The 19,766-nt window shown below is 67.2% G+C and carries 15 protein-coding genes; 7 read left to right on the forward strand and 8 right to left on the reverse strand.

What is annotated here, in order from left to right:
• Window positions 1–218: 218 nt before the first annotated feature.
• Window positions 219–557 carry a P-II family nitrogen regulator gene (locus CXQ89_RS12020; RefSeq protein ID WP_104053827.1) on the reverse strand — a complete coding sequence of 113 codons (339 nt, stop codon included), beginning with the start codon at window positions 555–557 and terminating at the stop codon, window positions 219–221.
• Entirely contained in the window at window positions 554–1,849 is a 1,296-nt protein-coding gene (locus tag CXQ89_RS12025) for an ammonium transporter (RefSeq protein ID WP_104054774.1), read from the reverse strand. The genes CXQ89_RS12020 and CXQ89_RS12025 overlap by 4 nt, the downstream gene beginning before the upstream one ends.
• A 266-nt stretch (window positions 1,850–2,115) precedes the next feature.
• Between CXQ89_RS12025 and CXQ89_RS12030 the strand changes: the two genes are divergently transcribed.
• Complete coding sequence (locus tag CXQ89_RS12030) at window positions 2,116–3,813, forward strand: hypothetical protein (RefSeq protein ID WP_146067242.1); 1,698 nt, start codon at window positions 2,116–2,118, stop codon at window positions 3,811–3,813.
• 97 nt (window positions 3,814–3,910) lie between these two features.
• Here the strand turns inward: CXQ89_RS12030 and ftsY are convergent, their stop codons facing one another.
• On the reverse strand, window positions 3,911–5,113 hold the full coding sequence (gene ftsY / locus CXQ89_RS12035) for a signal recognition particle-docking protein FtsY (protein WP_104161464.1): 1,203 nt from the start codon (window positions 5,111–5,113) through the stop codon (window positions 3,911–3,913).
• A 133-nt stretch (window positions 5,114–5,246) separates the two neighbouring features.
• On the opposite strand from ftsY, the gene CXQ89_RS12040 reads away from it, so the two are divergent.
• A complete protein-coding gene (locus CXQ89_RS12040) occupies window positions 5,247–6,515 on the forward strand; it encodes an MFS transporter (protein ID WP_104103976.1) in 1,269 nt (422 codons plus the stop codon).
• The gene (locus tag CXQ89_RS12045) at window positions 6,512–7,243 is read left to right on the forward strand and encodes a glutamine amidotransferase (protein ID WP_104053825.1); all 732 of its coding nucleotides are present in this window, start codon (window positions 6,512–6,514) and stop codon (window positions 7,241–7,243) included. Before CXQ89_RS12040 ends, CXQ89_RS12045 begins: the two co-directional genes overlap by 4 nt.
• Window positions 7,244–7,274: 31 nt before the next feature.
• Here CXQ89_RS12045 and smc read toward each other — a convergent pair whose 3' ends face one another.
• Window positions 7,275–10,907, reverse strand: coding sequence for a chromosome segregation protein SMC (gene smc / locus CXQ89_RS12050; protein ID WP_181032306.1), 3,633 nt, complete (start codon window positions 10,905–10,907; stop codon window positions 7,275–7,277).
• A 215-nt stretch (window positions 10,908–11,122) separates the two neighbouring features.
• On the opposite strand from smc, the gene CXQ89_RS12055 reads away from it, so the two are divergent.
• Genes CXQ89_RS12055 through CXQ89_RS12070 form a run of 4 tightly spaced genes read left to right on the forward strand, consistent with a single transcriptional unit; the run spans window position 11,123 to window position 16,705 of the window.
• Window positions 11,123–12,151 carry a 3-oxoacyl-ACP synthase III gene (locus CXQ89_RS12055; protein ID WP_104054770.1) on the forward strand — a complete coding sequence of 343 codons (1,029 nt, stop codon included), beginning with the start codon at window positions 11,123–11,125 and terminating at the stop codon, window positions 12,149–12,151.
• Window positions 12,145–14,802, forward strand: a complete 2,658-nt coding sequence (locus tag CXQ89_RS12060) for an alpha/beta fold hydrolase (RefSeq protein ID WP_104161356.1) — start codon at window positions 12,145–12,147, stop codon at window positions 14,800–14,802. The genes CXQ89_RS12055 and CXQ89_RS12060 overlap by 7 nt, the downstream gene beginning before the upstream one ends.
• Window positions 14,799–15,827, forward strand: a complete 1,029-nt coding sequence (locus tag CXQ89_RS12065) for an NAD(P)-dependent oxidoreductase (protein ID WP_104161357.1) — start codon at window positions 14,799–14,801, stop codon at window positions 15,825–15,827. Before CXQ89_RS12060 ends, CXQ89_RS12065 begins: the two co-directional genes overlap by 4 nt.
• A 59-nt stretch (window positions 15,828–15,886) precedes the next feature.
• Complete coding sequence (locus CXQ89_RS12070; RefSeq protein ID WP_104161358.1) at window positions 15,887–16,705, forward strand: serine hydrolase; 819 nt, start codon at window positions 15,887–15,889, stop codon at window positions 16,703–16,705.
• A 371-nt stretch (window positions 16,706–17,076) separates the two neighbouring features.
• Here CXQ89_RS12070 and mutM read toward each other — a convergent pair whose 3' ends face one another.
• The 4 genes from mutM to CXQ89_RS12090 form a co-directional block, all read right to left on the reverse strand.
• The gene (gene mutM, locus CXQ89_RS12075; RefSeq protein WP_104161359.1) at window positions 17,077–18,063 is read right to left on the reverse strand and encodes a bifunctional DNA-formamidopyrimidine glycosylase/DNA-(apurinic or apyrimidinic site) lyase; all 987 of its coding nucleotides are present in this window, start codon (window positions 18,061–18,063) and stop codon (window positions 17,077–17,079) included.
• A gap of 4 nt (window positions 18,064–18,067) precedes the next feature.
• Window positions 18,068–18,769, reverse strand: a complete 702-nt coding sequence (gene rnc, locus CXQ89_RS12080; protein ID WP_104054769.1) for a ribonuclease III — start codon at window positions 18,767–18,769, stop codon at window positions 18,068–18,070.
• Between the two features lie 72 nt (window positions 18,770–18,841).
• On the reverse strand, window positions 18,842–19,045 hold the full coding sequence (gene rpmF / locus CXQ89_RS12085; protein WP_055240805.1) for a 50S ribosomal protein L32: 204 nt from the start codon (window positions 19,043–19,045) through the stop codon (window positions 18,842–18,844).
• 2 nt (window positions 19,046–19,047) lie between these two features.
• Window positions 19,048–19,614, reverse strand: a complete 567-nt coding sequence (locus tag CXQ89_RS12090; RefSeq protein WP_104053820.1) for a DUF177 domain-containing protein — start codon at window positions 19,612–19,614, stop codon at window positions 19,048–19,050.
• Window positions 19,615–19,766: the final 152 nt, after the last annotated feature.

A 19,766-nucleotide genomic window follows, 5' to 3' on the forward strand; every position in this document is an offset into this window, starting at 1 on the left:
GGAGTGATCTCCGGCGAAGGTGCTGGAAGTGAACGCGCGACGGCGCAAATCATGAGGGCAACTTACGTCTCAGACCGCTGGGTAGTGGACTTGGCTGAGAACATGTAACGCTCATGCATCGTTAATCCAAGAAGACCCCTCGGATTGGCTGCAAACCACACAGCCAATCCAAGAGGTCTTTCGGCCCCATCATCAGCCCTCAAGGCTGAAACCAGTACCTACAGGGCGGAATCCCCGCGTTCCCCGGTGCGGACCCGAAGGGCTTCCTCCACGTTGACCACCCACACCTTGCCGTCGCCGGCGCGGCCGGTGTTGGCGGTGGAGACCAGCACATCCACAATGTCGTTGAGCCATTCGTTGGCCACCAGGACCTCGATGCGGATCTTCGGCAGCAGGTCCACGGTGTATTCGGCGCCGCGGTAAACCTCGGTGTGGCCGCGCTGGCGTCCGTAGCCGTTGGCCTGGCTGACGGTCAGCCCCTGCACGCCGTAGCTTTCCAGGGAACCGCGGACGGCATCGAGTTTTTCGGGCCGGACAATGGCCGTTACGAGTTTCATGAGTTGACGCTCTCCTTCGTGGCGGTGCGGACGGCTTCGTGAGTGGGACGGAAGGAACCGCCCACACCCAGGCCGCCAAATTCATAAGCGGTTTCTGCGTGTTCGCTCAGGTCCACGCCGTTGATTTCCTGTTCCTCGGAGACCCGGAAGCCGATCGCCTTGTGGATGGCCAGGCCGATCACCAGGGTCAGGACGGCGGAGAAGAGGATCGCCACAACCATGGCAACCAGCTGTGCTCCGAGCTGCGCGAAGCCGCCGCCGTAGAAGAGGCCGCCGCCTTCTCCCTCAACCGGCAGGGCGATGAAGCCCAGCGCCAGGGTGCCCACAATGCCGGCCACCAGGTGCACGCCCACCACGTCCAGTGAATCGTCGTAGCCCAGCTTGTACTTCAGGCCGACGGCGAGCGCGGAGAGGACTCCGGCCAGCAGGCCCAGCCCGACGGCGCCCAGCGGGCTCACGTTCGCACAGGCCGGGGTGATGGCCACAAGTCCGGCAACAATGCCGGAGGCGGCGCCGAGCGACGTCGGGCGTCCGTCACGGATGCGTTCGGTCAGCAGCCAGCCGACCATCGCTGCGGCCGGAGCCGCCATGGTGTTGACCCAGATGAGGCCGGCTTCCTCGGCGGTGCCGGCGGCTCCCCCGTTGAAACCGAACCAGCCGAACCAGAGCAGGGTGGCGCCCAGCATGACAAACGGAATGTTGTGGGGCCGCTGGCTCGGGTCCTTGCCGAATCCTTTGCGCTTGCCGATGATCAGGGCCAGCACCAGGGCCGCCACACCGGCGTTGATGTGGACCACGGTGCCGCCGGCAAAGTCGATGGCTTCTCCAACCACTGAGCCGATGGCGCCCTCTTCGCCAAGCAGTCCGCCACCCCAGACCATGAAGGCCAGCGGGCAGTAGACCAGGGTCACCCAGACCGGCACAAAGACCGCCCAGGCGCTGAACTTGGCGCGGTCCGCGATGGCTCCGCTGATCAGGGCCACCGTGATGATGGCGAAGGTGGCGCCGAAGCCGGCGCTGATGAGGTCTTCAGTGCCGATCAGGGACTCAAGTCCGAAGGAAGTGAAGGGGTTGCCGAACAGCCCGCCCACGCCGTCGCCCCCGGTCATGGAGAAACCCCAGAGAACCCAGACAACCCCCACCAGTCCGATGGAGACAAAGCTCATCATCATCATGTTCAGTGCTGCCTTGGCGCGGGTCATGCCGCCGTAAAAGAATGCCACTCCGGGCGTCATGAGCAGCACCAGTGCCGCTGAAATCATCACCCAGACGTGACCTGCTGACAGATCCATCTTCACGTCCCTTCACCTACCGCGGGCCCTTCCCGCACCATGAACTCTGCCGGGGCAAGATTTCGGCAATGGCCCGGGGACGTTGCCGGAACATTACAAACCGCGGTTCGGTGTAAACAATCGGTGACGGAAAAGTTTCCACAGCGTTTCGCGGCTTGTCCGGCGCTCAAGAACGCGGAATTTCGCGGGCAGTCCGGACGGACTCTGCACCCCGACCCCGCCGCTAGGATGGACCCTAAGTCTCACTACCCGGAGGTACATCCTTTATGCCCGAGCAGTTTCCGCCGTCCGAGGGCCCCGATTCCGCGGCCAACGACGGCAAGAACAAAAACCCAGGCAAGAACAAGAAGAAAACATGGATCATCTCCGGGACCGCCCTGGTAGCCGTTCTGGCCGCCGGTGCCGTTGTTGCACCGATGGTGATGAACGACGACGCCGCCCCGGCCGCGGCCCCCACACCCACCGGAACCCCGTTCACCGTTTCGGCGGCGCCGACACTGCCACCTGCTCCGGAAGTCACGTACTACGACCAGGTTGGCCCGCCCGCCGGTTCGCCGCTGAATCCCGTGGAGCCGCTGAGCATCAACGTGGCGGCGGCAACCACCGGCACCGCCCTGCCCGACGGTCTGATCGGGCTGTCTTTGGAGGCCACGGACCTGGCTGACCCCTCACTTTCCGGCGACAACCCGGAAATGGTCGAGTCCATTTCCGGACTCGGCCGTCCGCTGCTGCGCTTCGGCGGGAACGCCGTGGACCGGCGTTTCTTCTGGACCTCGGCCGATGAGGCCATTCCCGGAAACCTGTCCGGGGACAAAGCCCATCCCGTCCGCGCCGTCACCCCCGCGGATCTGGAGCGGGTCAACACCCTGCTGGAAGCCGTAGACGGGCAGATCGCCCTGACCGTGGACCTGGGCAACTATGACCCGGCCCGCGCAGCGGACATGACCAAGTACGCCGCCGCCGCGTTCGGCGAGCGCCTGGTGGGCATCACGGTGGGCAACGAACCCAACGGCTTCGCCAAGACCGGACTGCGGGACTCCGGTTACGGCATTGAGGATTACCTGACCGAGCTGAAGGCTTACGCTGCGGCGATGCACGCCGTTGCCCCGGAAGTTCCCATTGTTGGCCCGGGCACCTATGAGCAGACCTGGTGGGGTCCGTTCGCCGAGGTGGAGCTGCCGCAGAAGAAGATCCTCTCCTTCCACCACTATCCGCTGTCCTCCTGTGAAGGCGCCGATCCCCTGGGCGAGCCGATCATGGCAAACCTGACCACGCGGCATCTGCACGACCACGCCAACAACTTCCGCGGCAAAGCCATGGAGCCGGCCCTGACAGCGGGACTGGAGACCTGGATCCCCGAAACCGGTGTCTCCGCCTGCCCCGGTTCCAACGAGACCACCAAAACCCACGCCTCGGCGCTTTGGAGCGCCGACTACGCCCTGAGCGCCGCGCAGATGGGCATCTCCCGGGTCTCCTTCCACAGCTCACTGATCACCTGCCAGGGCGGCCCGCCCATGTCCGCCATCTGCACCGGCGGCGATTACCTGCAGCCTAACGGGGCAGTGGATGAACGGGCCAACTACTACGGCATGTCCATGGTGGCTGAAATGCCGGCCGGTGAGTTCCTGAAACTGGATACCGCCGGCGGCGGACTGGCCTACCCCTACGCGGTGCGCCACGCGGACGGCAGCGTCAGCGTGGCAGTGGTCAACAACAACAATCCGGAGACCGATGCCCCCGTTGACGTCACCCTGGAACTCCCGGGGAAGGCGCTGACCGGAACCATGTCCCAGATGACGGGCACCTCCTACGACACCCAGGACGGCACCCTGATCGACGGCGCTGCCGCCGAAGGCACGCCGGCCGCCGAACGGCTGACCGTGCCGGGCTTCGAATACGGTTCCAGCACCCAGACGTTCCCTCTCACCGCGGGCACGGTTACGGTCCTGAACTTCACGTTCTAGCCCGGAGGCGTCCCCGTTCAAGGGGTCGTCCCACATAAAAAGGGGCTCCGCATTTCCTTTCGGAAGTGCGGAGCCCCTTTTTGCGTAGTGCGGTCGCTTAGCTCAGCAGAGCATCCACAAAGCCCTCGGCTTCGAACGGTGCCAGGTCATCGGCGCCCTCGCCCAGGCCGATCAGCTTCACGGGCACACCCAGCGTGCGCTGGATGGCGACGACGATGCCGCCCTTGGCGGTGCCGTCCAGCTTGGTCAGGACAATGCCGGTGATGTTGACGACCTCGGAGAACACCTTGGCCTGCATCAGGCCGTTCTGGCCAGTGGTGGCGTCCAGGACCAGCAGGACCTCGTCCACCTCAGCCTGCTTTTCAATGACGCGCTTGACCTTGCCGAGCTCGTCCATCAGGCCAACCTTGTTCTGCAGGCGCCCGGCGGTATCGATCAGGACCACGTCCACTTCACCGTCGATGCCGGCCTTCACGGCCTCGAAGGCAACGGACGCGGGGTCCGCGCCGTCGACGTCGGACTTCACTGTGGGCACGCCCACGCGCTGTCCCCAGGTGGCCAGCTGCTCGGCAGCGGCGGCACGGAAGGTATCCGCAGCACCCAGCAGCACGTCCTTGTCCTCGGCCACCAGCACGCGGGCCAGCTTGCCCACCGTGGTGGTCTTGCCGACGCCGTTCACGCCCACCACCATGACAACGGCAGGCTTGTCCGCGTGCCGGGTGACGGCCAGGGAGCGGTCCATGGTCGGGTCAACAACCTTGATGAGCTCCTCGCGGAGCATCTGGTGCACTTCCTGCGGGTCGCGGCTGCCGGAAATCTTCACCCGCTCGCGCAGGGCGTCCACCAGTTCCATGGTCGGTTCGGTGCCGAGGTCCGCCAGAAGGAGCGTCTCCTCGATCTCGTCCCAGACATCCTCGTCAATCTTGTCGCTGGACAGCAGCGCCAGCAGCGCCTTGCCCAGGGCATTGTTGGACTTGGACAGGCGGGCACGCAGCCGGGCCAGGCGGCCCTGCACGGGGTCGGGGGTTTCCAGCGCCGGAGCTTCGGGGGCGGGCGCGGGCGCCGCCTCCAGGTCGCGCAGGTCATCGGGCACGACGACGTCGGTCTCCGCCGGGGGCGCGTCCAGGACGTCCGTGCCGGCGGCATGCGCGCCTGCTCCGGTCACCGGATCATTGGCGTCACGGGTGGTGGGGTACATGCCCTTGGGGGTGCGTCGGGTCCGGACCAGCAGAGCTGCCACAGAGCCGACGACCGCAAGAGCGATGACCACATAGATCACAATCGCAAGAGTCTCATTCACGCTCTTTAGCATGTCATACCGGTGTGTTCCCGGGCACCCGTTTGCGCGTGTGTGCGAGCGCACGCAGGATCCCGCCGTCGACCTCCCGGATACGCATCCGGGAGCGGGAACTGTCTGAGAGAATCAGAGCATCATGGTCCGACCTCCCCGTCTCGCGATTCCGCGGGAAATCAAAGTCCTTATTGCCGCCGCCTTTGTCATCGCCCTGGGTTTCGGTCTGGTGGCACCGGTGCTCCCGCAGTTTGCGCAGAGCTTCAACGTGGGCGTTGCCGCATCCTCCGTCATTGTCAGCGCGTTTGCCTTCACCCGGCTGGTTTTCGCGCCGGCCGGCGGAGCGCTGCTGGAGAAGTTTGGCGAGCGGCCGGTCTACATTGCGGGACTGCTCATTGTGGCCGCCTCCACCGGGGCGTGTGCCTTCGCTGAAAGTTACTGGCAGCTGCTGGTCTTCCGCGGGCTGGGCGGCATCGGCTCCACCATGTTCACCATCTCGGCCATGGCGCTGATCATCCGGCTGGCCAAACCTTCGGTGCGCGGCCGGGTCTCCAGCGCGTATGCCTCCTCGTTCCTGCTGGGCAATATCGCCGGTCCGCTCGCAGGCGGGCTGATGGCCGGTTTCGGACTGCGCGTTCCGTTCCTCGTCTATGCAGGTGCCCTGGTGGTGGCGGCCGCCGTCGTGGCCCTCCAGCTCAAGGATGCCCGGCTGGCCGACGGCGAACCCAAGCCCGCGGCGCGTCCGGTGCTGACCGTCCGCGAGGCGCTGGGTGATTCCGCCTACCGGGCCGCGCTGGCTTCCAGCTTCGCCAACGGGTGGTCTTCATTCGGCGTCCGCAACTCGCTGCTGCCGCTGTTCGCCGCCGCTGCCCTGTCCGCCGGTCCGGAGATTGCCGGCATCTCGCTGACCGCGTTCGCCGCCGGAACCGCCGTCGTCCTGACTTTCTCCGGCCGGCTCGCCGACAGCTGGGGCCGCCGGCCGCTGGTGCTGACCGGGCTGGCCGTGAACGCCCTGGCCACCGCCGCCATCGGTTTCAGCACCAACGTCCCCATGTTCCTGGTGGTTTCCGCCATTGCCGGGATGGGCACCGGGCTGCTGAACCCGGCGCAGCAGGCCGCCGTCGGCGACGTGGTGGGCAATGACCGCAGCGGCGGGAAAGTGCTGGCCACATTCCAGATGGCCAGCGACAGCGGCGCCATTGTGGGCCCCATCCTGGCCGGGCTGCTCGCCGACTCGCTGGGTTTCAACTGGGCGTTCGGCGTGACCGGAGCCATCGTGGTCATGGCATGTTTCGCCTGGATTGGCGCCCGCGAGACCCTGGAACCTGAAACGTCGGCCCCGGTTCCGCCGGCACAGGGTACGACGCCGGACACCTCGGCAGGGCCCGGCGGCACTACGATCAAGGAATGAAGCCTTTCCTCCTGCTGGCCTCCCGGGCCGAAGACGACGCCGCTGCCGAAGAATATGAGGCGTTCCTCCGTTTCGGAAACCTGGAACCTGACCAGCTGCAGCGGATCCGGCTCGAGGCCGGTCCCCTGCCGCGCCTCGATCTGGACGACTACAGCGGAATCATTGTCAGCGGCAGTCCGTTCAATGCCAGCGATCCGGACAGCGCCAAATCCGAGCTGCAGCTGCGGGTCGAAAGCGAGCTGGGCGCGCTGCTCGACGACGTCGTCGAGCGCGATTTCCCCTTCCTGGGCGCCTGCTACGGCGTGGGGACGCTGGGTCGGCATCAGGGCGGCGTTGTTGACCGGCAGTACGGCGAGGCGATCGGCGCCGTGGACATCAAGCTCACGGCCGACGGCCGGCAGGATCCGCTGCTCGACGGTGTTCCGGATTCCTTCAGCGCCTTTGTGGGGCACCGCGAGGCCATCTCCGTGCTGCCGCCGAACGCGGTGAACCTGGCCGGTTCCTCCTCCTGCCCGGTGCAGATGTTCCGGATCAAGGAGAACCTCTACGCCACCCAGTTCCATCCCGAGCTGGATGTTCCGGGCCTGCTGACCCGCATCACCGTGTACCGGCATGCCGGCTACTTCCCGCCGGAGGAAGCCGACGCCGTCCGGGCCTCCGTGCGCCACGCCGATGTGGGAGTGCCGCCGCTGATCCTGCGCAACTTCGTACGGCGCTACGCCCGGTAGGCTGCCGGGCCGAGTGACGGCAGAGACAGCGTCAGCCGGCGGCCTTGTCCTTGTCCTTGTCCTTGTCCAGCCGCTGACTGATCACGGTGGAGACGCCGTCGCCCTGCATTGTCACCCCGTAGAGTGCATCAGCGACTTCCATCGTCCGCTTCTGATGCGTGATCACGATCAGCTGGCTGGATTCCTTCAGCTCCTCAAAGATGGTGATGAGCCGGCCCAGATTGGTGTCATCCAGCGCCGCCTCCACTTCGTCCATGACGTAGAACGGTGAGGGCCGCGCCTTGAAGATCGCCACGAGCAGGGCCACCGCGGTCAGGGACCGCTCCCCGCCGGAGAGCAGCGACAGGCGCTTGATCTTCTTGCCGGCGGGCCGGGCCTGGATCTCGATGCCGGTGGTCAGCATGTCACTCGGATCCGTCAGGACCAGCCGGCCCTCACCGCCCGGAAACAGGGTGGCGAACACGCGCTCAAACTGTTCGGCCGTGTCCCGGTAGGCCGCGGTGAAGACTTCCTCCACCTTCCGGTCCACATCCTTGATGATGTCCAGCAGATCCCGGCGGGTGGCCTTCAGGTCCTCCAACTGGGTGCTGAGGAACGTGTGCCGCTCCTCGAGTGCTGCAAACTCCTCCAGGGCCAGCGGATTGACCCGGCCCAGGGCGGCCAGGTCGCGTTCAGCCTGCTTGAGCCGTTTTTCCTGTGCCGCCCGGTTGTAAGGGACACCGGTGGTGAGCGGATTTCCGTCCTCGTCCACCGGTGCGTGCAGGGCAGCCCATTTGTCGCCGGACGCTTCCGCCGCACCGGGGTCCGGGCCGACCGGCACCGGAACCGGCTGGTCCGGCCCGAACTCCGCCACGAGATGTTCCGGTGTCATCCCCAGCTCTTCGATGGCACGGGTCTCCACGGCCTCCACGCGCAGCTGCTGCTGGGCGCGGGCCAGTTCATCGCGGTGCACCGAGTCGGTCAGCCGGGCTACCTCAGCGGCGGCGCTGGCTGCTGCCGTCCGGACCTGCGCCAGTTCCGCGTCCCAGGCGGTGCGTACCGCCTCGGCGGAGTCCCGCTCAGCTGCTGCCGTTTCCAGCGACACGTTGAGGTAGGCCAGCACGGCCTGCGCGGCTTCCGCCACCGCGGTGGCCTTCGCGGCCTGCAGGGCACGACGGCGGGCGCGCACCTCTGCGGCGGCGCGGGCACGGCGTTCGCTGTCCGCCGCGCGTTCCAAGCCTGCTGCCCTGCCGGCCACGGCTTTGTACTGCTCTTCAGCTGAGCGCAGGGCCAGGCGTGCCTCGGTTTCCGCCCGCCGGGCAGCCGCTGCGGCGAGCGCCAGGGCCTCGCGCTGTTCCGTGGACGGTTCCGCCTCAGCCGGTGCCTCCCTTGCTGCAGTCAGGCGTGCCGCTGCAGCTGCCAGGGCTTCCTGTTCCGCCGCAAGATTGGCCTCGGCCGCGGCGACGAGCTGCTTCAACCGTTCGGATTCACCCACGGCGGAGCGCAGCGCCGAACCCAGCGTTCCCAGCCGCTCCGCGACGGCGGCGAGCCGGGCATCGGAATCATGCAGCCCGGCCAGGGCCTCATCGGTGCGCTGCTGGGCGGCGTTCCGACGGGCCACAGCTCCGGCCAGGGCAAACCCGGCCTGTTCGGACCGGGCCGCGGCAGCCCGGATCCGCGCCTCGGTTTCCTCCACTGCGGCCTGCAGTTCAAGCAGCCCCGGGGCTGAGGCGGACCCGCCCCGGCCGGAAAACACCGACAGAACGTCCCCGCCGGACGTCACGGCGGTGAGTTCGGGATGTTCCACCAGCAGCTCGGCCGCATCGGCCAGGGACGCCACAACCAGTGTGTCCTTCAGCAGCCGCCCGAGTGCCGGACGCAGCTCCTCGGGCGCGTCAACGGCGTCCAGGGCCCAGACCGCTCCCTCAACCGGTGCGGGCCGCCCGGAAGCGGCACCTGTCTCCCCCGCCGGCACGGACGCCAGCACCACATCCACCTGCCCGCCGTCGGCCTCCTTCAAGTGGGCCAGGGCGCGGACCGCAGCGGCAGTATCGGCCACCGCAACCGCCGACGCCGCGGAACCCAGGGCCGCCGTAACGGCGCGTTCATATCCGGGCCGGACGGTGAGCTGCGCGGCGAGCGGGGCCAGCACGCCCTCCACGCCGGCCTCCAGCAGCATGGCGGAACCGTCCCGGCGGTCCAGGCCCACCCGCAGGGCGTCGCGGCGGGCGGTCAGGGTTTCCCGTTCCCGGTCGGCCTCCTGCTTGGTGCGGCGCAGCTCCTCCAGTGCGGCGTTGGCCTGGTCCAGCTCGGCCTGCGCTTCTTCGTACTCGGCGTCCAGGCTCTCTTCGCTCTCCTCAGCTCCCGCTGCGGAGTTCTCCAGCGCGGTGAATTCCTGCTGTGCCTGCCGGCGGCGCTCCTCTCCGGCGCTGATAGAAGCACGCAGCCGGCCCAGCTCCGCTTCGGCGGCATCCACCCGGGAGCGGGCCGAGCCCACGGCTCCGGCGATCCGGGCCAGGCCTTCGCGCCGGTCCGCTGCTGCCCGGAGCACGGCAGCCAGGCGCTGTTCTTCGGCGGCGGCATCCTGCTCCGCTGCAGCACGAACTTGTTCGGCCTCCGCCAGGGCGCTGCGGCGTTCCTCGATTGCCTGCTTCAGTGCGGCGGCCTCGGCGCGGACCCGCTCGGCCTGCGTCTGCAGCCGTTCCGGGTCCTGTCCGGAGTCTTCCCGGTGGTCCGAGGATCCCAGCAGCCGGCGCCGTTCCTGTGCCAAAGCGATCAGGGACAGGTACCGTTCCCGCTGGGCAGACAGCGCATACCAGGTGTCCCGGGCGGCATTGACCTGCGGGGTGGCCTGCGCGGCGAGGGTCTCCAACTCTGCTTGGCGGGCCCGGGCGGCAGCCAGTGCGGCGGCGGCCTTATCCCGGCGGGCCAGGAGCTCGGCCTCCTCTGCCGCGTCGCGGGCCATGGCGTTATTCAGTGTCACCAGGTCATCGGCCAGCAGCCGGGCCCGGGCGTCGCGGACGTCCTGCTGCACGGTGCGGGCACGGCGGGCGACGGCGGCCTGCTTGCCCAGCGGCCCCAGCTGGCGGCGCAGCTCCGAGGTGAGGTCAGTCAGGCGGGCAAGGTTGGCCTGCATGGCGTCCAGTTTGCGCACGGTTTTTTCCCGCCGGCGGCGGTGCTTGAGGATGCCGGCGGCCTCCTCAATGAACCCGCGGCGTTCATCGGCCCCGGCGTGCAGGATCCGGTCCAGCTGGCCCTGGCCCACTATGACATGCATCTCACGTCCCAGGCCGGAATCGGAGAGCAGTTCCTGGATGTCCAGCAGCCTGGCCGGTGCACCGTTGATGGCGTATTCGGAGCCGCCGGAGCGGAAAAGGGTCCGGGAAATGGTGACTTCCGAGTATTCGATCGGCAGGGCGCCGTCGGCGTTGTCGATGGTCAGGGACACCTGCGCCCGCCCCAGTGCCGGACGGCCGCTGGTGCCGGCAAAGATGACGTCTTCCATCTTCCCGCCGCGCAGGGTTTTGGCTCCCTGCTCCCCCATAACCCACGCCAGCGCGTCCACCACGTTGGATTTTCCGGAGCCGTTGGGCCCCACCACGGCAGTCACTCCGGGTTCAAACTCGAAGGTGGTGGCTGATGCGAAGGACTTAAATCCACGCATGGTCAGCGTCTTCAAATGCACGGGGGCCAATCTTTCCTACTGAGGGGTGATTCCTTAAATCTACTTGGTGCCTGAGACTTAACTGCAGTACTCGCAGAGCGTAATCACGGCCTGCACGTCCCTTTGGCCTCAGGGGGAACGTAGGATTCTCTAAGGAATAAGTGAATCAAACCGTGGATGCAGGCTGCCTCCAGCCCGCCAGCGCGATCACTTCAGCAGGAGACAAGGCAGGCATTTTGACCGGGAACTTCAACTTCCAGCACAACAACACGGCTCTTCTCAGCGTCACAAGCGTTGAAGCACCGGTAGTTATGACCTCAGCCGAATTCGATGAACGGCTGGCGCCGTCGCTGAAACGGCTAAGGCTCTCCAAACGGCTGCTGGAGCGGGTGGCCGGTGTCAGTGAACGGCGCTGGTGGTCCCCCGGGACCAATTTTGACGACGCCGCCATCGAAGCGGGCGCCAAGGCGATTGCCGAGGCCGGCGTCGAACCGTCTGAAATCGGGCTGCTCATTAACACCTCGGTCACGCGGCGGAACCTTGAGCCCTCCGTGGCCGTGAAAATCCACCACCAGCTCGGGCTGCCGTCCTCCGCCCTGAACTTTGACCTGGCCAACGCGTGCCTGGGCTTCGTCAACGGCATCACCATGGCCGCGAACATGATCGAATCCGGCCAGATCAAGTACGCCCTGATTGTTGCCGGCGAGGACGCGCAGGGCACCCAGGAAGCCACCTTCAAGCGGCTGAACAGCCCCGATTCCACCCGCCAGGACTACCTGCGCGAGTTCGCCACGCTCACCCTGGGCTCCGGCGCCGCTGCCGCTGTGATTGGACGCGCCGACGATCATCCGGGCTCGCACCGCATTGTGGGCGGAGTTTCCCGGGCCGGCACCCAGCACCATGAACTGTGCGTAGGCGGTGTTGACGGCATGTATACGGACACCAAGGGCCTGCTGGACGGCGGCCTGGAACTGGTGGTGGACGCCTGGAACGAGGCCCATGATGACAAGGGCTGGGACTGGCGTTCCATGGACCGCTATGTCACCCACCAGGTCTCCAACTCGTACACCAACGCCATCATCAAGGCCGTGGACCTGGTCCGGGAACGGGTTCCCATTACGTTCCCGCGCTGGGGCAACGTGGGACCGGCATCACTGCCGATGACCCTGGCCCAGGAAGCCCGGACGCTGAACCCGGGCGACCGGGTGCTGTGCATGGGCGTGGGCTCGGGCCTGAACACCACCATGATGGAGATTGCGTGGTAGCGCAGCTCTGGCCCGGTGTCCCGGAATCCTGGTCTTCCTTCGTCCAGGTGCCCTCGACGGCGGCCGTTGACCGTCCCGAAACCGTTCACAAGTGGCACGTGCTGGACAACGGCCCGGAGCTGGCCGCCCGCGGCGTCGAACCCGCCGGCACCCTGCTGTGCGTCCACGGAAACCCCACCTGGTCCTACCTCTGGCGCAGCCTGCTCGCTGCCGGCTCGGAAGCTGAGCAGCCGTGGCGGGTCATCGCCGTCGACCAGCTGGACATGGGCTTCTCCGCCCGGACCGGCGCCTTCCGCCGGCTCGAGGACCGCATCACGGACCTCGGGGACCTCACGGACGCGATGGGCCTGACCGGCAAAGTCATCACCGTGGGCCATGACTGGGGCGGTGTCATCTCCCTGGGCTGGGCGCTGAAGCACCGCAGCCAGCTCGCCGGGATCATCCTGACCAACACCGCGGTGCATCCGGCCGGCTTCGATGTGCCGCCCCCACTGCGCCTTGCCCTGCATCCGGCCGTCCACGGCTGGGGCACCCAAACCACTGACGCGTTCATCCGGGTCACGCACTCCCTGGCCCAGCCGGCGCTGGCTCCGGACGTACGGGCCGCCTTCGCCGCACCGTACCGCGGCTCCGCCCGGCGGAAGGGTGTCGCCAACTTTGTCGCCGACATCCCGGCCGACTCCACGCATCCGAGCTGGCGCACCCTGAACCGGGTGGCCGACGGCATCAAGCGCCTGGACGTGCCCGCGCTGCTGCTGTGGGGACCCAAGGACCCGGTGTTCTCGGACCGCTACCTTCGGGACCTGATGGACCGCCTGCCCCAGGCCGACGTGCACCGCTTCGAAGGAGCCAGCCACCTGCTGCCCGAAGACGTGGACATCACCGCGCCTGTCTTCAGCTGGCTGGAGAAGGGCCCGGGCACCGAAAACCGGGAAATCCGCGACCGCAATGTTGCCGGCCTGTCCGTCTTCCGGCCCATGCTGGCCGAATTGGACGAACGCGACGGCGACTCCTCCCCCGCCGTCGTCGACATGGCCCCGCTGGGCGCACCGGCCGGCACTCCGCCGGCCACCCTGTCCTGGGCGGAGCTCGCGGCCAGGGTCAACCAGCTGGCCGCCGGCCTGTCCGCCGCCGGCGTCCGTGCCGGGGACCGCGTCAACCTGCTCGTGCCGCCGGGCATTGAACTGACCTCGCTGATTTATGCCTGCCTGCGGCTGGGCGCCGTCATCGTCGTCGCCGACGCCGGACTGGGCACCAAGGGCATGGGCCGCGCCATCAAGGGCGCCGGACCGGCATACATCGTCGGCATCGAACGCGCCCTGACCGGTGCGCGTCTTTTCGGCTGGCCGGGCATCCGGATCAGCGCCGAAACGCTGTCCCCCGCCAAGGCCCGTCTGCTGGGCGTCAAGCACTCCGTGCCCGAACTGATCGCCGCCGGCAAGGACGCCACTGCCGGCAAGGACCCCGACGAGCCGTGGCTGCGCACCGATCCCGACGCCGACGCCGCCGTGCTCTTCACCTCCGGCTCCACGGGCCCGGCCAAGGGCGTGGTGTACACGCACCGCCAGCTCACCGCCATGCGCGATGCCCTCAAGAACACCTATAACCTGCAGGCCGGCACCTCGCTGGTGGCCGGGTTTGCGCCGTTTGCCCTGCTGGGACCGGCGCTGGGCGCCACGTCCGTCACCCCGGACATGGACGTCACCTCGCCCCGCACCCTCACCGCTGCTGCATTGGCCGACGCCGCTGCCGCCGTCAACGCGACCACAGTGTTCGCGTCTCCCGCGGCTCTGGGAAATGTGCTGGCCACCTCCGGGGACCTGACCGAGGACCAGCGCAAGGCACTGCAGCAGGTGGAACTTCTGCTCTCCGCCGGAGCGCCCATTCCCGAACCGCTGCTGGCACGGGTCTCCGCCCTGACGCCCAACGCCGAGCTGCACACCCCGTACGGAATGACCGAAGCGCTGCCGGTGACCGACATCAGCTTGGACGGCATCCGGGCCGCCGGTGCCGGCAACGGTGTCTGCGTGGGCACCCCGGTATCCGAAGCGCAGGTGGCCATCGCCGCCCTGTCACCCGACGGAACCGTTGGCGACACACCGCTGGTGGAACCGAACCTCACCGGCGAAATCCTGGTCTCCGCCCCGCACGTCAAGGACCGTTACGACCGCCTCTGGATCACTGAGTCCAAGAGTTCGTCGCTGCCGGGCTGGCACCGCACCGGCGACGTCGGGCATCTGGACGAGCAGGGCCGGCTCTGGGTGGAAGGCCGCCTCGGCCACATCCTGACCACGCCCGGCGGCGTGGTCACCCCTGTCGCCGCCGAACAGGCCGCGGAGTCCGTGGCTGCTGTGGGCCGTGCCGCCGTCGTCGGCGTGGGACCGGCCGGAGCACAGGTACCGGTGGCCGTGCTGGAACTGACCGACCCCGTCCGCCGTCCCGGTACTGCCCCGCAGGATCTTGCCGCCGCTGTGCGGACCGCTGTTGCCGCCGGCGCCGGGCTGGAGCTGGCGGCGGTCCTGGTGCTGCCGGCCATGCCCACCGATATCCGGCATAATTCCAAGATTGACCGCACGGCCCTGGCGGGCTGGGCGGAGACGATCCTGGCCGGCGGAAGCGCCAAGGTGCCGGGCACGGGCGGACGCAAATGAGCTCTGTTCCCAACTCTGCTGCACCGCGGCGGGTCCTGGTGACCGGTGCCAGTGGCCTGCTCGGCGGCGCCGTGGCCCGGCTGCTGGCGGAGAAGGGCCATACGGTCCGGACCCTGCAGCGCACACCGATGTCCGGAAGCGGGACTGTTGGTATGGAGTCCGTCGCCGGTTCCGTCTCCGACCCGGCGGCCGCAGCGCGCGCCGTGGCGGGGATGGACGCCGTCGTGCATCTGGCCGCGAAGGTTTCCTTCACCGGCGAGTGGCAGGACTTCGTGGACACCAACATCACCGGAACGCGCACGCTGATCGATGCGGCGAAGGGTGCCGGGGTCCGGGATTTCGTGTTTGTCTCCTCTCCGTCCGTGGCACATTTCGGTGAGCCCATTGCCGGCGCCGGTGCAGGTACGGCCGACCCCGAGCGGGCACGCGGCTTCTATGCCCGGTCCAAGGCCGCGGCCGAGCTGCTGGCGCTGGCGGAGGATTCGCCGTCGTTCCGCGTGGGAGCTATCCGCCCGCATATTGTGTGGGGGCCGGGCGATACGCAGCTGGTGGAGCGGGTCATCGACCGCGCGCGGTCCGGCCGGCTGCCGCTGCTCAACGGCGGCACCGCGCTGATCGACACCACGTACATTGCCAACGCCGCGGCCGCCATTGTCCGCGGACTCGAACGCATGGACCACGCACACGGGCAGGCGCTGGTGGTGACCAACGGCCAGCCCCGCCCGGTGGGGGAACTGCTGGCGGGCATCTGCACCACCGCCGGCGTCACCCCGCCGGCGTGGAGTGTTCCCGGCTGGCTGGCCCGCGGTGCCGGATCCGTCATTGAACGTGCCTGGCTGGCCGCCGGAACCCGCGGACTGGTGCACGACGAGCCGCCCATGACGCGTTTCCTCGCCGAGCAGCTCTCCACGTCGCACTGGTTTGACCAGCGCCGCACCCGCGAAGTGCTGGACTGGACGCCGGAGGTTACGGTGGAGGACGGCATGCGCCGGCTCGCTGCCCACTACGGCGGCGCCTCGGCCTAACTGCGCCGGCTGCGTCAGCCAACCGTTACGTCACGACCGCTTCACTGCAGAGGAACCCCATGGACAGCGTCAAGGTTATTGAGAACTGGCCGGTCGAGCATGCCGCCGCTGCCGTCATTCTGGCCGACGGCAGCGTGGCCGGCACGCATGGCGACGTCGAGCGGCGCTTTCCGCTGGCCTCGGTCACCAAGCTCCTGACGGCGTACAGCATGCTGGTGGCCCTGGACGAAGGGGCGCTGGAACTGGACCAGCCCGCCGGGCCGGAGAGCTCCACCGTGCGGCATCTGCTGGCGCATTCGGCCGGGTATGACTTCGCCGACCGCACCGTCCGCTACGCACCGGGCACCCGGCGCCTGTATTCGAACGCTGGCTTCGAGGTGCTGGGCGAAACCCTGGAGGAAGCCACGGGCATTTCCATGGCGGAGTACCTGCGCGAGGGCGTGCTGGCTCCCCTGGGCATGACGTCCACTGCATTGGAGGGTTCCCCTGCTGCCGGCGCGGTCTCCACCGTGGCGGACCTGTCCCGTTTCGCCGCCGAACTGCAGAACCCGGTGCTCACGGCTCCCGGCCGTCTGGCCGAGGCAACCACCGTGGTGTTCCCCGGCCTGGCCGGTGTCCTTCCCGGTTTCGGCCGGCAGAAGGAGAACGACTGGGGGCTGGGCTTCGAGATCCGCGATTCCAAGTCTCCGCACTGGACCGGCGCGAACAGCTCTCCCCGGACGTTCGGGCACTTCGGCCAGGCCGGCACGTTCCTGTGGGTGGACCCCGACGCCGGTGCTGCCGCCGTCGCCCTCACGGACCGGGACTTCGGTCCCTGGGCGGCAGAGGTATGGCCGCCGTTCACCGACGGCGTCCTGGCGGAGCTGCGCGGGGCCTGACTGCGGTTGATCCGGGCCGGTGAGTGGTGGCTTGCACTCGGCGGGGAATCCTTCGTGCACATAGCGGGCTTATTGCGGCTTCTCGGGAATTCATCGTGCAGCTAACGGGCTCATTCCCGGTGTCCCGAAATCCTTCGTGCAGCTAACGGGCTCATTCAGGCCATTTTCGCCCGTTTGATCCCAGAATCTGCACTTTTCAAAGTCCCGTGATCTGCACGAAGGATCGAAACCGCCTGCAGGTGGCGTCCGTTGTACAGATAACGGGCCTAAGTCCGTCGGATAAGCCCGTTATCTGTTCGACGGATTCTGAGTAGCGGGCGGACCACAGCAGAGCAAGAGACAGCGGGAAGCCGCCCAGCCGCTAAAAGCTCCTACCAGCGGCCGTTGCGGGGCCTCGGCTGGCAAACCGGACAGCTGTACGAGGAACGGTTCATGAACGAATCGCGCCGGATCAGCGTGGAGAGCCCGACGGCGGCACACCGGGGACACGGTTCGCCCTCCCGGCCGTAGGCGTTCAAGGACCGGGAGAAGTAACCGGATGCCCCGTTGACGTTGACGTACAGGGAGTCGAAGCTGGTTCCGCCGGCGGCCAGCGCCCGGGTCATGACATCGCGGGCGGACTCGACCAGGCGCAGCGCGTCGGCACGCCGCATGGTGTCGGTCGGCCGGGCAAAGTGCAGCTTCGCAGCCCAGAGGGCCTCGTCCGCGTAGATGTTGCCGACGCCGGAGATCAGGCCCTGGTCCAGTAAGGCACGCTTGATGCCGGTCCGCCGCCTGCGCAGCCGGGCGTAGAACTCGTCGAAGGAGAACGCCGGGTCCAGCGGATCGCGGGCAATATGGGCAGCTTCCTCCGGAATCAGCGGCAGCTCAGTCTCGGACAAACCGCCGGGAGCTCCGTCGGGAGTCGGCAGCAGGTCGGTGAGGAAGACTCCCCCGAAAATCCGCTGGTCCACAAAGCGCAGCTCGGAAGGCATGGGGGTCCCGTCGGCAGTCACTGCGGGGCTGAGCGTAAACCGGACTTTGAGGTGTTTCTCGTCGGGCAGGTGCGGATCTTCCATCAGCAACTGTCCGCTCATGCCCAGGTGCGCCATCAGCGCCAGGCGGGGAACGCCGTCGTCGTGCGCGTCCTGAACAGCGTCGACAACGGAAGCTTCCACCAGCGGCATCCACAGGAATTTGCCGCGGCGCACGACGTCGGTGACCACCGCACCCTCAAGGTTGCCGACAAGGTCCTCGGGACCGGCGGGGTGGCGCCGCACGGAGCGGGGATCGAGGATGTCGACGCCGGTGATGGTCCGGCCGCGGACCCATGAGGCCAGTCCGCGGCGGACCACTTCCACTTCGGGCAGTTCGGGCACGGAGCTAGGCTCCGGCGGCCGTGCTGCCTGAGGGGCAGATGATCTTCCAGGTGGCGGCGGCGGCTTCCTGCTCCGCTTCCTTCTTGGAGTGCCCCACACCGGAACCGTAGGCCTTGTCGCCGATGTTGAGCACGGCAACGAAGCTGCGGGAATGGTCGGGGCCGGAGCCGGTGACCTCGTAGTGGATGTCGCCGAGTTTCCGGCTGGCGGCGATCTCCTGGATGCTGGTCTTCCAGTCGGTGCCGGCGCCCAGGGCCTCGGCGTTGCGCAGCAGCGGACCGATCAGGCGCATCACCATGGCCCGGGCGGTTTCCATCCCGTGGCAGAGGTAGACGGCGCCGATCAGGGCCTCGGTGGTGTCCGCCAGAATGGAGGACTTGTCCCGGCCGTTGGTCAGCTTCTCGCCCTGGCCCAGCAGAATGTACTGTCCCAGTTCAAGGTCGCGGGCAACACCGGCCAAAGCACGGGTGCTGACGACGGCGGCGCGGCGCTTGGCCAGATCGCCCTCGGACAGCTCCGGGTTGTCCCGGTACAGCGCGTCGGTGACGGAGAAGCCCAGGATGGAGTCACCCAGGAACTCGAGGCGTTCGTTCGTGGGGATGCCGCCCTGCTCGTAAGCGTAGGAGCGGTGCGTGAGGGCAAGACGAAGCGTCCCGGCGTCGATATCGACACCGAGACGCTTCAGAAGCTCTTCAGTATTCTTCACTTTTTGGTTCTGACCCGAAAAGCAGTATTCAAGTCCCGGTCCGGCTGGCCGCACCGGGAAAGGAACACTGTTTTAGACGTCCGCTACCTTGCGGCCCTTGTATTCAAGGAACAGCGCGGTACCAGCTGAGTCGGTCACGACCTTGGCCTGGTGAGGCAGGCTGTAGGTAACGCGGCCGTTCTCAACGGTCTTCACCAGGTTGGGGGCAGTTGCCTTCCACTGGGACCGGCGTGCACGCGTATTCGAGCGGGACATTTTCCGCTTGGGAACAGCCACGACTAACTCTCTTCTCTCTCGTCTGACTCTGTACTTGTTGCCGCAGAATTGTCTGCGGCGCTGCCAGCCAGCCCGGAGAGGGCTGCCCAGCGAGGATCCACTGTTTGGTGGTGGTGACCCGGATCCTCCTCAAGGCGCGCTCCGCATTCGGAGCAAAGGCCTTCGCAGTCCTCCCGGCACACCGGCTGGAACGGCAGGGTGGTGACCACTGCGTCCCGCAAAACCGGCTCAAGATCGATGACATCTCGCTCGATCCGGTGTTGCTCTTCTTCCTCTTCTGTTCCGAAAGACTCAGCGTCCTCGTAGTAGAAGAGTTCCTGCACATCGACTTCTTCGTCGTACGCGATGGGCTTCAGGCACCGTCCGCATTCTCCCTGAACGGGAGCGATGACGGTTCCGGATACTAAAATCCCCTCGTGCACGGCTTCGAACCTCAGGTCCAGATCGAGATCTGCTCCTTCCGGCACGCCGATAAGCGCAACACCGAAGTCCTTCGGTGCCGGAACATGTTCATGCATAGTCCGCATGACTCCCGGGCTGCGCCCGAGATCCTTGACACTAATGGTCAAGGGCGACGAACCCGGATTAATCCGCGACTGAACGCTAATGAGAACTCCTGTAGAACATAGACCGACATATCATCTTAGCCTGATACGGCCGATTCTCTCAAACTGCGCCGCACCAAGCACCAAATCGGGCCGGGCACGGGCTGCTCATTCCA

It is taken from the genome of Arthrobacter sp. ZGTC212 (genome assembly GCF_002929255.1).
GTDB lineage: Bacteria > Actinomycetota > Actinomycetes > Actinomycetales > Micrococcaceae > Arthrobacter_B > Arthrobacter_B sunyaminii.

Coding starts and splice junctions, on each gene's coding strand:
- CXQ89_RS12020 (WP_104053827.1), bottom strand. CDS start 557: ATGAAACTCGTAACGGCCATTGTCCGGCCCGAAAAACTCGATGCCGTC.
- CXQ89_RS12065 (WP_104161357.1), top strand. CDS start 14,799: ATGAGCTCTGTTCCCAACTCTGCTGCACCGCGGCGGGTCCTGGTGACC.
- CXQ89_RS12070 (WP_104161358.1), top strand. CDS start 15,887: ATGGACAGCGTCAAGGTTATTGAGAACTGGCCGGTCGAGCATGCCGCC.
- CXQ89_RS12025 (WP_104054774.1), bottom strand. CDS start 1,849: ATGGATCTGTCAGCAGGTCACGTCTGGGTGATGATTTCAGCGGCACTG.
- CXQ89_RS12030 (WP_146067242.1), top strand. CDS start 2,116: ATGCCCGAGCAGTTTCCGCCGTCCGAGGGCCCCGATTCCGCGGCCAAC.
- CXQ89_RS12040 (WP_104103976.1), top strand. CDS start 5,247: ATGGTCCGACCTCCCCGTCTCGCGATTCCGCGGGAAATCAAAGTCCTT.
- CXQ89_RS12045 (WP_104053825.1), top strand. CDS start 6,512: ATGAAGCCTTTCCTCCTGCTGGCCTCCCGGGCCGAAGACGACGCCGCT.